Genomic DNA, 13,252 nt, shown 5'->3' on the forward strand with positions numbered 1-13,252 from the left:
GAATTTGATAAGATTCCGGCCTTTTCATTTAATTTAACGTATACGTTGCAATTGAATGCGCTGGTAAAGATGCTTCACAAACTCCATTTTCTAGTTTCATTGAAAACGATACTTGTTCATCCGTTTCATTCATAACAACCATTACAATTGATCCGTCTTTATTTTTGAAAGCAGTCGGTGTTAACTTCTCATTGGTATTGGTCAATTTAATACGAACAGCACCCGGTCTAATGAATTTGCTGAAATGACCAATATAGTAAAAAGAACTATTATAGTGCAGCTCATTTGTTTTCGTATCCGCAATGATAGGAGAATCACAAAGGTTGCCTACATGGTTAGGACCACCTTCTTCGTTTAAGACAAGGTTCCAGTCTAAATAACCTTCTACCCAATTATTTAAATCCCCAATGATATTACGACCATAACGTTCACCCGTAATCCATTGTCCTAAGTGAACGCTACCTTCTTGGCAGCCTTCAGTAAATAAAAGATGTTTATCAGGGAAGCGGCGGTGTACTTCACCGACCTTTTCAAACTCTTCACTCACATACCAATGTAAGCCTGTTCCCCAAACGTATTTTGCTGCTTCTGAATCTTCTAAAACAGTTGAAGCACGCTCAACGATTAAATCACGATTATGATCCCAAATGACAATATTAATATCTTCTAAGCCTTCTTTATGCATCACAGGACCTAAGTGATTTTTTACAAAATCACGTTCTCCTTCTGCTGTATAGACACAAGAATCCCAAACTTGAACAGCGGCTGGTTCATTTTGAACAGACACGCCCCATATATCTAACTCTTGTTCGCGATAAGCTTTAATGAATTTCGTATAATATTTTGCCCATACATCGCGATATTCAGGAAGCAATTGACCACCATTATTCATTTCTTTATTCGTCTTCATCCATGCAGGAGGGCTCCAAGGAGATGCTAATAACGGGATTGTTCCACCTTTCACCTTCATAGCATCCTTAATCATAGGAATAACCCATTTATGATCTCTTGAAATATCAAACGTGTTTAGCTCAACATCACCATCTTCAACATACGTATAATTTCCTAGCGCAAAATCACAGCTATGAATGTGAACTCGACCAATTGAATAACCTAAACCATTTTCTTGGTCAAAATAACTCTCGATTGCTTCCTTACGCTTATCCTCAGACATTTGTGACAACGTGTATGCTGCAGCCTCTGTAAACGCTCCCCCAAACCCAAGGATTTCTTGATACGTTTCATTAGAATCGATTTCAATGTCTACTTGCTTTTCAGAAGAAGTTTCTTTTAATTGAAGTGGCTCCTTCTCAGTTAAGCGATCTTCCGTGTTTTGAGCTGTAAGTATAACCTTCATTTGAGACATCCTCTATCCCCACCTTTGTCAAAAAATTCGAAACCGCTTTCGTTTTTGTGCATTCTCAATTATATCTTACGACTTTTTACAATCTCTTTGTAGCGCTTTGCACTATTTTTCATATATCTTTTTTGCGTTTTGAAATCTACAAAATAAATTCCGAATCTTTTTTTCATAGCCGAATGCCCACTCAAAATTATCGAGTAATGACCATAAAAAGTACCCTGCAACATTCATTCCTTCTTCATTTAATTCAGCAACAACCGTTAAATGTTTTTCCACATAATCCACTCGGTCATGGTCTTTAACCGTTCCATCTTCTTCTAAAACATCATCAAACGCTGCTCCATTTTCAGTAATAAAGATTGGAAGATCTGTATACTCTTTTCGAAGACGGTGAATTAACTCTTTAAATTCGTTTGGAGAGATGTCCCAACCCATCCCAGACTTCGGATAATCAGAGTATGCTTCTTTAAATAACAATTCAGATGCTGCTGAATATTCGATTAAGAACCGATTGTAATAGTTAATCCCAAAGAAATCACAAGGAGTAGAAATAATTTGTAAATCTTTCTCTTGTATGAAATTATAATCATGAACAAACTTAGAAAATAAATTCATCATATCTTCAGGGTATTTCGCTTTAAAAATAGGGTCTAAAAACCATCTATTCAAGTAACCGTCTTGATTATTAGCTGCTAACTGATCATTCATTGTTTCACTTGCGGCATACACAGGAGATAAATTCAATGTAATTCCAATTGGTTTTTGTCCTGCAAATTCACTCTTGTAATATCGAACCGCTTGTCCATGCGATAACAAAATATGATGGGCTGCTTTAACTGCATCATCTAAGTTCGTATGACCCGGAGCATGAACTCCTTGATGATAACCTAACATTGTTGCACACCAAGGCTCATTATGAGTAATCCATTGCGCTACATATTCATCTAACTCTTCAAAACACTTCTTAGCAAACTCCATGAACCATTCAACGGATTCTCGGTTAATCCAACCACCTAAATTATCTGCCCATTGCGGTAGGTCCCAATGATAAATAGTCACTAACGGCTTAATGCCTTCTTCCATTAACCGTTTCGCAAGTTTTTTATAAAACTCCATCCCTTTTGGATTATATTGACCTTGTTTTGGAAAAATCCTTGGCCAAGCAATTGAAAATCGATATGAATCAACGCCAAGATTTTTAATATTTTGTATATCTTCTTCCATGCGATTGTAATGGTCACACGCAACATCACCCGTATCTCCGCCCAACACTTTTCCTGGCGTATAGGAGAACGTATCCCAAATGGAAGGCGTTCGTCCATCAACGGACGCTGGCCCTTCAATTTGATAAGAAGATGTCGCAGTCCCAAAAATAAACTCTTGAGAAAATTGTTTCATTGTATACTACACCCCACTATTCTTTTACTGAACCAGCCGAAATACTACTAATAATATATTTAGAGAAGAACAAGAATGCAATCATAATTGGGATAACAGAAATCGCTATACCTAAGTATACTGCACCTAAATTTTCTGCTACTTTCCCACCTTTTAAGAAACCCATCCAGAGTGGCAACGTATATTTTTCTGGTGAAAATAACGTGACCAAGGGGATAATGTAGCTGTTCCATGAGTTAATAAACGTAAAGATCGACATCGTCGCTACTGCTGGCATCATCATCGGTAAACCGATTGTATGAAAAATCTTTAGTTCTCCTGCTCCATCCATGCGTGCAGCCTCTAATAACGATGGATGTAAGGTAGAAGAAGCAAATTGTCGTAAGAAAAAGACAACAAACGGACTAGCAATAGTCGGTATAATTAATGGGATAAACGTATTTAACGTGCCTATAGACTTGTTTAATTCATAGAAGCCAATTAAGCCAAGTTGCGGTGGAACCATCATCGTTACTAACGTAAAAATAAATAAAGCATTTTTCCCTTTAAATTCATAAACAGCAAATCCATATGCTGTTAAAGCTGAAAAGTATCCACATAAAACCGTAACCGTTACTGAAATAAACAAACTATTTTTAAAACCTGTCCAAATTTGCACAAAGTCAGTCAAAACTGTGTAATTTTCCGAAAGACTACTACCTGGTATTAATGAAAAACCTTTCAAGATTTCACTAGTGGATCTTGTTGCATTGACAATCATCATATAGAACGGAATGATACTTATAACGGCTAAAAAAATTAATAACACATAAATACTAACTTTTCCTAACAATTGTTTATTTTTCATTTTTCTTACCCCGATTCTTTTTTGGTTTGACATCGCGGTACATTGATTTAAATGTAATAACTGAGAATATAATAGTAATGATGAATAAGGCATAAGCAATCGTCGCTGCATACCCATAGTTGTTATATTTAAATGCCTGATTATATAAATACAGTACCATCGTATTTAATGCACCTTCAGGTTCACCAAGACCCGTAGCTGAAATTAACTGTGGTAATTCAAATAATTGCAAACCTCCCACTAACGATGTAATCAAGACATATAACATGATTGGTTTAAGTAAAGGTAACGTAATTTTTGTAAACGTTTGCCATCTATTGGCTCCATCCATCAGCGCAGCCTCAAAATATTCCTTTGAAATACCTGATACACCGGCCATGAGGATAATAAACGTGTAACCAAACCACATCCAGGTTAAAATCAACGCTACCGAAACTTGTGCTGTAACTGGTTGATTGAGCCATTGGATTGGTTCAGAAATAATGCCTATATTCATTAACACTTGGTTAATCGATCCGTGTGGCCAAGCGAGCAAAATTTTAAATAGGACTGCAACTGCAGATATCATTATGATATTCGGTAAATAAAAGATTGCTCTGAATGCTCCTAGCCCTTTTACTCTAAAGCGCAAATCAGAAAATAAAGCTGCTAAAAGTAAGGCTATTCCTAATTGTAAAGTAAAGTTCAATCCCCAAATCTTCAACGTATTAAAAAACGCTTCATAAAACACTTCATCCGTTAATATTCTTGCATAGTTTTCGAACAAGACGAACTCTGCATTTCCATACCCTTGATAATTCGTAAACGAATAGTAAAACGTTAGCAAAACAGGGTAGATGTTAAACGTAAGAAAGATCAAAAAAAACGGGGCTATGAAAAAATAACCTTTGTAATTAATATTTTTCATCATGCATTCCTTCTTTCCCTATGCTGACATAAATAGAGATAGATATTGGGGAATATCTATCTCTATTTACTTTTCATATTACGGTGTTTCTATATCTGGATATGCGTTCTTAACTGCATTATAGAAGTCCTCGATTGCTTCTTCCTTCGTCTTCTTACCATCTCGATATTCTTTTACTTCATTACCAAACAACTGATCAATTTCTTGATCATACTTGGTTATTGAACTAGCATCAATTGATTCTGCTTCTTCTAAGAAAAACTCATAATGATTTTGTCCATCTAAGAATTCATCACTGATATCACCTTTTACCTTTTCAGTGACAGGAAGATATGAAACGACATCTCCATACTCATTTACCCAATCCGTTAAAAACTCTTCATCATGAGTCATCATTTCAACAAACTTAAAGGCTAAATCTTTGTTTTCTGATCCTTGGTAAACGCCTAACCACGTACCTCCCCAGAAATATGGGTTAGGTCCATTAGTAACAGCCCAATCACCTACAGTAGCTTCTGTGTTAGCTTTCAATATAGCTGAAAGTCCCCATGTTGGTAATACATAAGAGAATACTTCTGTTTTTCCGCCAATTGGACCATCCATTCCTTCAAGCCATTCTGGAGACCATTCATCTGCAAGAGCAGTATAACCATTCTCTCTCAAATCTTTCGCTTTATCCATATACTCTTTTTTTGCATCTGTCATTTTTAATTCGTTATCTTCATTCACCCAAGGCTGAGGATCTTCTCCTTTTGCAAACCAGCGAATTGCACCTTCATCTGGGAATAGGGCATATCCTTCTGCTTTCAATTTCTCTCCTACTTCAAACATCCCATCCCATGTACTTAACATTTCGCCAACTTTTGCAGGATCATCTGTTCCTAGCACTTTTTCAGCGATGCTCCGTCTATAATATATTCCTCCTGGTGTTGTTTGCCAAGATAGAGCGCGAACATCACCATTTGAATCTTTACCTAAATCAAACACATATGGTACATAATCATCTTCCCATTCGTCTACACCGTACTCTTCAGATAAATTCACCCAGTAGTCATCACGATCTGTCCATTGCTGCAACCAAGCAATTTCGGCTGTAAAGACGTCAGGGAGCTCCTACTCCACTTTCAAGCGCTGGTTTTGCCTTCGTTGTATAGTCTTCAGTGGGAATAATTTGAAAATCAACTTTCGCATCATACTTTTCTTCAAATGCTTCAATTGCGCCTTGTCTTTCTAATTCATCAGTAAAGGACCAAATTGTAATGGTATTGTCCTCTTTTTTATCTCCACCGCTAGCGCTATCTTCCTCGCCAGAAGAACAGGCTGCTAGCATTCCAGTAAGTAACGTTAAGCTTAACATACCGCTTATCCATTTTTTCAAGATAATTCCTCCATTTGGTTAAATGATTAATATTTGAAACAGATAATTATATTATCTGACCAAACCAAGTTAATTAGTAAATATAAACTATTGCGAAAACGGTTTCGATTTTGTCAATAACTACTGATACAGGCAATATGATTGCCGATTCTCCTTTTGTTTCGAAAACGGTTTCGGTTTTCTTAATAAAAGAAGTTCAGACTTTCGTCTACCTTAGAAAGTTCACTTCTTTTGAGTCTTGACAAAATAACCATCAAATCTTCCTGCAACTTTCTCTTTCCATTAAAAGTACAGGAATTTTAACGCAATTAACAATTTTCTCTTTGTTCGTTATTTGTTCCAAAAGTAACTTAGCTGCTTTTTCTCCGATTAGCTCTGTTTGTTGTTTGATAGTCGTTAATTTGGGATACATGAGTTCAGCAATCGTAATGTCATCAAAACCAACAATTGAGAAATCTTCTGGAACTTCATATCCTTGATCCTTAATGGCTTCAATTGCTCCAATCGCTAAGCTATCACTTGCCGCATAGATGGCAGTAGGTGGCGTTTCTAACGATAATAATCGTTCCATCGCCTCGTATCCGCCTTCTTTTGAAAAGTAACCACCATCGACGATGTATTTACTTTCAACATTTATTTTCTGGGCTGTCATACTATCAACATAACCTTTTAACCGCTCTTTCCCAGCAAATGTTTGTTGGTGACCTGCGATATGAGCAATCCTCCTATGTCCTAAAGAAACAAGATGATCAACTGCCAGTCGACTTCCTTCTAAACTATCAGAATAAACAACACTTGATGTTTGACTGTCCATATCAATGACGACGCTAGGGATCGAGTCCTCCATCAATTCCGTTACTTGAGGTTCATCTATTGTTGAACAAACAACGACCACTCCATCGACTTCTCGATAACGAAAATGATCTAAGTAACTTTTTTTTTGATTATGCATATTTCGAGAAACAAAAAGCAAATCATATTCATGAATTTCTACTGTTTTCTTGAAACTTTCAATAACCTCGCTGAAGAATGGGTGTTTAATCCCTAACCCAAGTGATTCAACAAAAACGACACCAATTGTCCATGACTTTTTCGTTGTTAGCGTTCTTGCAGAGGAGTTAGGAAAGTAGTTCATTTCTTCAACAGCCTCTAAGATCTTCTTTTTTGTTTTCTCACTTACATCAGAGTAGTTATTTAAGGCTTTAGATACCGTTGTGACGGAAAAACCGGTTTTCTTTGCTATATCATATATTGTTACCACAGTTTTTCACCTCACATCAATATCGAAACCGCTTTCAACAATTATTATAGTCCTTCCTTACTACATATGCAATTACTTTTTTAAATTAAAATATATTATTTAAAGTGCGTGTTCAAAAAGTAGGGAAAAAAGGACGCTGAAGAACGAGGCGACTGCTTAAAGGAACGCAGGCTAAGTTCAGTCACGTCCTGTGACAACTCCTGCGCTAGCCCGTCCTGGGCATCGAAGCACTCACAGTGTACGATCAGATGACGGATCACAGGCTAAAAGCAACCACGTCGCGCGAGTTAACGTCTGCGCTAGCACATCGTGTGCGCCTGAGGAGCGGAAAAGCAAACCAACAAAGTTATTCATCCGACATTTTTTAAGGACTTTTGAACAACCTCTTAAAAAAAGAAAACTGTCAAATTCAATAGGGCGTATGTATCCATTGCTCAGATTAAGAAAAATTTTATCATTAGTACAGAAAAGAGAGGGAATGTGCCTCCCTTTTCCCATCCATCATTTAATTAAACTTTTCATTATTCCAGTTTCTAAACTAAATACCTCAGACTGCTTCTCTCCATATAACAATAGTTTATTGAAGGGAGAGACTTGAATAGCTTTTGGATCAAGGTGCTCTTTTAATACCACTTGCTCACCTGTATCAATGTTAAATTGGACAAGAGTATATGAATCACCGTTTAATATAAAGGTATAAAACATGTGCCCATTCCAATCTACTGTGTATGGTGGGATAATCCATTCATGATATTCTTGCTTAATTTCACCTTCAAAAAAAGACCATTCTTGTTTTTCTATCATGGAATAAAAATGATATTTAACAATACCTCGATCTTCATCCTCCATTGAAACATACATTAAACCCTCTTTCAAACTTTGCTGCTCGATTACATTTTCTGCAAATATTTCATTCCATTCACTATTAACGTCAGCTAGCACAAGTGGTGCAGTTGTCTCCTCTATTTCTTGACTCCAAGCAAGATACGTATATTCATTTTTACTCACCCACTCAATAAAAGGTTCCTCAATCAAGCTTTTGGTTACTTTCCCCATTTCTAAATTAATCTCATAAGTACGATATACCCAATTTTCATCAAAGCTTGTTAAGAAAACGATGTTTTCATCATAAGGATTGACTTCATATTGAAAATAAGTACCTTCTACTTCCCAGGAAAGTAATATTTCACCTTGTCTATTAAAAACAATTATCTCATTGTCACTTACTGATTGACTTTGGTGGACAATAAGCAAACTTTCAGTTAGAAATACCTCTTCTATAGAATTTTGGCTTTCAAAAAAAAGTTCGTTTTTGCTTATTTTCAAGATGAAAGATAAACAAAACATCTCCCTCTAGAACGAGAATCTCTTTATTTGAAAGAAATCCAACCACTTCCCTAAACTGTTCTTCATCCACTTCTGCAGCCACTCAACTCTTCAATTAAAGATGATGACTTTATTAATTTTCCCGATGATTCTTCTTCACTTTGAGGAAAGGTACACCCACTTAACAAAATACTAACTGATAAAAATAAACTAATTGGATACACCTTTCTCAACCTTTATCACCTCTACTACGATTTACATACTAAACAATGCACGTTTTTTCCCCTATTAAAGACACATAAACAAGGAAGACCAAAATAGCCCCTTTGACTTACAATAGATTGAATCAAACTCAGAAAGAGGTAAAGGGTTCTCTCCTAAACCCAGTTCAACAGTAAAACCTGGCTTTCGATAAGTATAAATAAACCAATCTCTAAAGCCAGCATGGCTATCAATATACTGAACTGGCTTATATCCACTTACCTTCTCGAATTCCTTAACTATTTGATATGATAATATAGGCTCAAATCCTTCATATCCCCAATAAATTTCTTCTCCTTGAGTATGAAAGGCAACAACCACATCAAAGTCACTTCTTCTTACTAATTGCTCCATTACAATTGACTCTGGTTCTGTTAAATAAAAGTCCCCAGGATAATCTCTTGGTGCAGGAGATTTTGGAACTTTTCTTTCTTTTTCAATAATCCAATTAGCTGGATATTGATTATTTAAGTCTACTCCTCTTATATTGGCCTTCCACTCTGAAAAATCTTCATTGTTTCGATTCAATTTTAGCACATATTGGAGATTTTGAATTGGTATTAACTTTTTATTTATCACTAAATTTACTCCATCTGGATTTACCATAGGAACAATAGATAACGTTACCTCTTTATATAAATCTTCTACTTGATATGAGTGAAAAGATTGTTGATTAATAATTGCCAACAAATAATCTTGTAACCATTTCATCATAATACATGTTGTAATCCATTCATTCGCATGAAACGAGGCGTTCATATGAACTTTTTTCTTCCCACGACCAATTTTCAATTCATATAAAGGAAGACCTAATACGCTGTAGCCGATAACCTCCTTCCGAATAAAAGGAAACACTTCACATAGGTAATTGAGGTCATTCTTTAGTTCATGATAACAATAAGGTTTTTTTGTATTTATTACATCATTTGTGACTTTTTCGAAATCATTGTTTGTTTTTATCCAGCCTGGAATATTGATTTTATCACTACCTAAGGCAAACCGTTGATTTGAGTCCTCCAAAAGATAAGGTGGTATTTGAAATTTTTTTGAAATTTCTTCTAATGAATCCCCTGTCGATATATCCCACTTCATCCTACACCATCTCCTTATAACATCTTATGTAAGGAGGTATACAATGTTTCAACCTTCTTCGTTACTTCGGCCATTTCCTATTCAGGTAGTATATACAAAGAGAAAGTACACGAACTTTTCAATATTTTAATCAAATACAAAAGAAAAGCCTGAACACGATGTTCAGGCTCTTTATTTTTTATTCTATTATCTCTGATAAGGAGTCTGTCTGAAGTTGATTTTGTTCATTCACCTTATCTTCATCTAAAAAACGCAACAAATCTCCATAAACAATCTGATCTGAATAGCTTAGTTCCTTTTTTGCCTTATCCATATATGGCTCACAACCTGCACTGTCAACTTCTTCACCTGTGCCCACATCATAACAGGAGCCACGTGTATATAAAATTTCATCAGTGATGAAACTACCATCACGAAGAACCGTAAATGGATAGCGTTCTTCAGCAAGCATATCCGCTCCAAACTGAATATCACCAGTTGTATCAAGACCAAGCAAATTCATAATGGTTGGTTTTAAATCAATTTGTCCGGTAGGTTCAGATATGACTTGTGGATTCTGATCTGTAACACCCGGTATATGGATGAGCATTGGTACCCTTTGCAATTGAACGGTGTCATAAGGAGTAATCTCTTCTTTCCCTAAGAACTCGGCCATTGCAGTATTATGGTTTTCTGAAATTCCGTAGTGATCACCGTAAATTACAATGATGGAGTTTTCGTATAAACCTTCATCCTTTAAGCTATCTACAAACTGCTTAATAGCTTCATCTGTATATCGAACCGTTGGAAAATAACGCTCTACGATTTTATCATCGTCTTCTGTCTCAAATTCATCAATAAACTTACTTTCCTCAGGAAGGTGGAAAGGGTAATGATTTGTCAGCGTAATATATTTTGAATAAAATGGCTGAGGCTGTTCTTTTAACATATCAATGGATTGTTGGAAAAAGTCAATATCATTTAATCCCCAACCGATCGTATTTTGGTCCTCACCCTCTTCAATTACATCAAATTCAGTCACTGAATTAAATTTGTCATAACCAAATGAATCATACATGACGTCTCGATTCCAGAAGGTTTTATTGTTGGCATGAAAAACAGACGTGTAATATCCACTATTTTTCAAAATTTCAGGTGAAGCATTATATTCATTTGTCGCATTGGTAAAGAATACCGAACCTCTACCTAAAGGATATAAAGAGTTTCCTAATAAAAATTCTGAATCTGATGTTTTTCCTTGCCCTGTTTGATGATAGAAGTTTTCAAAGTAGAAGCTTTCTTTCGCAAAGTCATTTAAAAACGGTGTGATTTCTTCTCCATTAATTGTCTCATTCATGACAAAGCTTTGAACAGATTCGAAAGAGATAACAATCACGTTGCGATCTTCAGCAATTCCATTCATATCTTGATTCGGTTCCACTTCATTGGCGTTTAAGTAGTTTTCAATCTCTACTAAACTATTGCTATCTGCTAGTGCTCTTTGTGCGGACGTTTTAGATTGTAAAAACGCATCATAAATATGAAAATTGTATGCTCCAATGTTTTTAACTAGCATTTCACGGTCAAAAGATCGAGATAATAGTTGTGGGCGTTCTGTTTCTGCTAATCCTAAATTAAAGAAAAACACGGCAACTGCCATTAAGAAATAGGCTGTTCTTTCTTTACGTGTAGCTTTGCTAACTGATTGAAAGCTTGGTTTTTTCATCAACCATGCTAAGAAAACAATATCTGCAAAAATTAAAATATCTGTCCAATTAAATAGTTCCTGAATACTACTTCCTAAATCTCCTAAATTACTAGTTTGAAATAGTACTGGAATCGTTAAAAAATCGTTATAGAAACGATAAAAAACCATATTGGCAAGCAATATAATCGTCATAAATATACTTGTGAATATAACCCAACGATTTCGATTTTTTTCTTTCATGAATAATCCAATTCCAAAGATTAGTAACAAAAAGCTGATTGGATTTATAAATAAGATAAACTCTTGAGTTAAATTTTCAATTTTTATATCAAAACTAGTCTTATAGACAATGTAGGTTTTAATCCACATCAATACTGTTGCTATTAATAAAAAAGACAGTTTTGAGAGTGATTTTTCACGCATTTTTTTACCTCCTCTTAAGGTTCGATCTGCGCTATATGCATATTTCCAATTCCAATTTTTAGGTTCGAGATAAGATAACTAAATCATATCTTAATACTTCTTTTACAAAAAATCAATGGTTTTTATTTTTTGTTCACAAGTAATAATATTTTTAATATTCGTATACACATTATAGACGGATTACTTCTAAAAAAGTTTCAAAAAATCAACAAACTATAAAGTGTTTGTGTTAAAGAATGAAAAAAGCAACCATATATAACAGGTTGCTTTTGTAAAATTTCATTTAGTTTTTGTGTATTTTACATTTCCTTTTGTTGCTTTACTAACCAAGCTCCACCAATAACACCCGCATCGTTTCCTAAAGTAGCAATTGAAAAATCAGCCGCGCTCCCTACTCTATTGAATGTGTATTGTTGGAACCATTTCTCAACATGATTTGCTAAGAAATCACCTGCTTTTGAAACCCCTCCACCAATGACAATCTTTTGAGGATTCAATCCATTTGACAAGTTTGCTAAAGCTAACCCTAAGTGGTGGCACACAAGTTCAAACACTTCTAGAGCAAGAACATCTTCATTTCTGGCAGCATCTAGAACATCTTTGGCAGAAATCGCTCCTGTTTTTTCAAATTGCGTTCGAAGGAGAGATTCTTGTTCCATCTCTTGATTTAGTCGTTCAACTGCTAGGCGAACAATTCCTGTTGCTGAAGCAATTGTTTCTAAACACCCCTTCTTCCCACATCCACATTGGGCTCCTTCCTTAATAATGGAGGTAATATGACCTATTTCACCTCCAGCACCATTCGCTCCATGGACAATTTGTCCGTTGACGATGATCCCACCACCAACTCCTGTCCCAAGTGTAACGCATATCAGGTTATTGGAACCGTCACCAGCACCTTTCCACATTTCACCTAAAGCGGCAATGTTGGCATCATTATCAATCACTACAGTAAGGGACGTTTCCTTCTCTAAATGGTCTTTCAAAGGATAATTTTCCCACCCTAAATTTGTCGTTTTATAGACAAATCCTTGTTCTGAATTAACCGGTCCAGGCACTCCCATCCCAATGCCCATTAGTTTATCTTTTGGATAGCCTAGTGCGGTTATTTTTTGATCAATTGCTTTTGCAATATCTGTCGTAATTGATTTCCCTGTTTTATCAGTAGGTATTTCCCATTTCTCAATTATTTCACCGTAAAAGGTGATAAAAGCCATCTTTATTGTTGTTCCGCCTAAATCAACGCCTACAATCCATTGTTCTGTCATTTTACAAACCTCCATTATGAGCATGGAATCGTTTTCAATAT

The 13,252-nt window shown here is 35.7% G+C and carries 13 protein-coding genes; all 13 read right to left on the reverse strand.

Going from position 1 to position 13,252, the window contains the following annotated elements; all coding sequences use genetic code 11:
* Window positions 1-28: 28 nt before the first annotated feature.
* Window positions 29-1,366: a glycoside hydrolase family 30 protein gene (locus tag LC087_RS07410; RefSeq protein WP_264189874.1), complete on the reverse strand. Its 1,338-nt coding sequence runs from the start codon at window positions 1,364-1,366 to the stop codon at window positions 29-31.
* 59 nt (window positions 1,367-1,425) lie between these two features.
* The gene (locus tag LC087_RS19625; protein WP_371932688.1) at window positions 1,426-1,479 is read right to left on the reverse strand and encodes a hypothetical protein; all 54 of its coding nucleotides are present in this window, start codon (window positions 1,477-1,479) and stop codon (window positions 1,426-1,428) included.
* Window positions 1,469-2,761: a GH1 family beta-glucosidase gene (locus LC087_RS07415; protein WP_371932659.1), complete on the reverse strand. Its 1,293-nt coding sequence runs from the start codon at window positions 2,759-2,761 to the stop codon at window positions 1,469-1,471. The genes LC087_RS19625 and LC087_RS07415 overlap by 11 nt, the downstream gene beginning before the upstream one ends.
* A gap of 16 nt (window positions 2,762-2,777) precedes the next feature.
* On the reverse strand, window positions 2,778-3,608 hold the full coding sequence (locus LC087_RS07420; protein WP_226539948.1) for a carbohydrate ABC transporter permease: 831 nt from the start codon (window positions 3,606-3,608) through the stop codon (window positions 2,778-2,780).
* Window positions 3,598-4,515: a carbohydrate ABC transporter permease gene (locus LC087_RS07425; RefSeq protein ID WP_226539947.1), complete on the reverse strand. Its 918-nt coding sequence runs from the start codon at window positions 4,513-4,515 to the stop codon at window positions 3,598-3,600. The genes LC087_RS07420 and LC087_RS07425 overlap by 11 nt, the downstream gene beginning before the upstream one ends.
* A gap of 78 nt (window positions 4,516-4,593) precedes the next feature.
* The gene (locus tag LC087_RS07430; RefSeq protein WP_371932660.1) at window positions 4,594-5,592 is read right to left on the reverse strand and encodes an ABC transporter substrate-binding protein; all 999 of its coding nucleotides are present in this window, start codon (window positions 5,590-5,592) and stop codon (window positions 4,594-4,596) included.
* 25 nt (window positions 5,593-5,617) lie between these two features.
* Window positions 5,618-5,893, reverse strand: coding sequence for a hypothetical protein (locus LC087_RS19630; RefSeq protein WP_371932661.1), 276 nt, complete (start codon window positions 5,891-5,893; stop codon window positions 5,618-5,620).
* Window positions 5,894-6,146: 253 nt separating this feature from the next.
* On the reverse strand, window positions 6,147-7,154 hold the full coding sequence (locus LC087_RS07435) for a LacI family DNA-binding transcriptional regulator (protein ID WP_226539946.1): 1,008 nt from the start codon (window positions 7,152-7,154) through the stop codon (window positions 6,147-6,149).
* Between the two features lie 501 nt (window positions 7,155-7,655).
* Window positions 7,656-8,501, reverse strand: a complete 846-nt coding sequence (locus tag LC087_RS07440; protein ID WP_306020504.1) for a YqgU-like beta propeller domain-containing protein — start codon at window positions 8,499-8,501, stop codon at window positions 7,656-7,658.
* A gap of 62 nt (window positions 8,502-8,563) precedes the next feature.
* Window positions 8,564-8,713 (reverse strand): hypothetical protein, encoded by a 150-nt coding sequence (locus tag LC087_RS07445; protein ID WP_306020506.1) that lies wholly within the window; start codon window positions 8,711-8,713, stop codon window positions 8,564-8,566.
* A gap of 55 nt (window positions 8,714-8,768) precedes the next feature.
* Window positions 8,769-9,833 carry a M14 family metallopeptidase gene (locus LC087_RS07450; RefSeq protein ID WP_306020508.1) on the reverse strand — a complete coding sequence of 355 codons (1,065 nt, stop codon included), beginning with the start codon at window positions 9,831-9,833 and terminating at the stop codon, window positions 8,769-8,771.
* Window positions 9,834-10,011: 178 nt separating this feature from the next.
* Window positions 10,012-11,943, reverse strand: a complete 1,932-nt coding sequence (locus LC087_RS07455; RefSeq protein ID WP_226539943.1) for an LTA synthase family protein — start codon at window positions 11,941-11,943, stop codon at window positions 10,012-10,014.
* 299 nt (window positions 11,944-12,242) lie between these two features.
* On the reverse strand, window positions 12,243-13,211 hold the full coding sequence (locus LC087_RS07460) for an ROK family glucokinase (RefSeq protein ID WP_226539940.1): 969 nt from the start codon (window positions 13,209-13,211) through the stop codon (window positions 12,243-12,245).
* Window positions 13,212-13,252 lie beyond the last annotated feature (41 nt).

It is taken from the genome of Bacillus carboniphilus (assembly GCF_020524035.2).
In the GTDB taxonomy this organism is placed as follows: Bacteria; Bacillota; Bacilli; order Bacillales; family JAIVKR01; genus Bacillus_CC.

Bases quoted from the DNA above. Each gene is read 5' to 3' on its own strand.
- LC087_RS07410 (WP_264189874.1), bottom strand. From the start codon at position 1,366: ATGTCTCAAATGAAGGTTATACTTACAGCTCAAAACACGGAAGATCGC.
- LC087_RS07415 (WP_371932659.1), bottom strand. From the start codon at position 2,761: ATGAAACAATTTTCTCAAGAGTTTATTTTTGGGACTGCGACATCTTCT.
- LC087_RS07420 (WP_226539948.1), bottom strand. From the start codon at position 3,608: ATGAAAAATAAACAATTGTTAGGAAAAGTTAGTATTTATGTGTTATTA.
- LC087_RS07425 (WP_226539947.1), bottom strand. From the start codon at position 4,515: ATGAAAAATATTAATTACAAAGGTTATTTTTTCATAGCCCCGTTTTTT.
- LC087_RS07440 (WP_306020504.1), bottom strand. From the start codon at position 8,501: ATGTTTTGTTTATCTTTCATCTTGAAAATAAGCAAAAACGAACTTTTT.
- LC087_RS07450 (WP_306020508.1), bottom strand. From the start codon at position 9,833: ATGAAGTGGGATATATCGACAGGGGATTCATTAGAAGAAATTTCAAAA.
- LC087_RS07455 (WP_226539943.1), bottom strand. From the start codon at position 11,943: ATGCGTGAAAAATCACTCTCAAAACTGTCTTTTTTATTAATAGCAACA.
- LC087_RS07460 (WP_226539940.1), bottom strand. From the start codon at position 13,211: ATGACAGAACAATGGATTGTAGGCGTTGATTTAGGCGGAACAACAATA.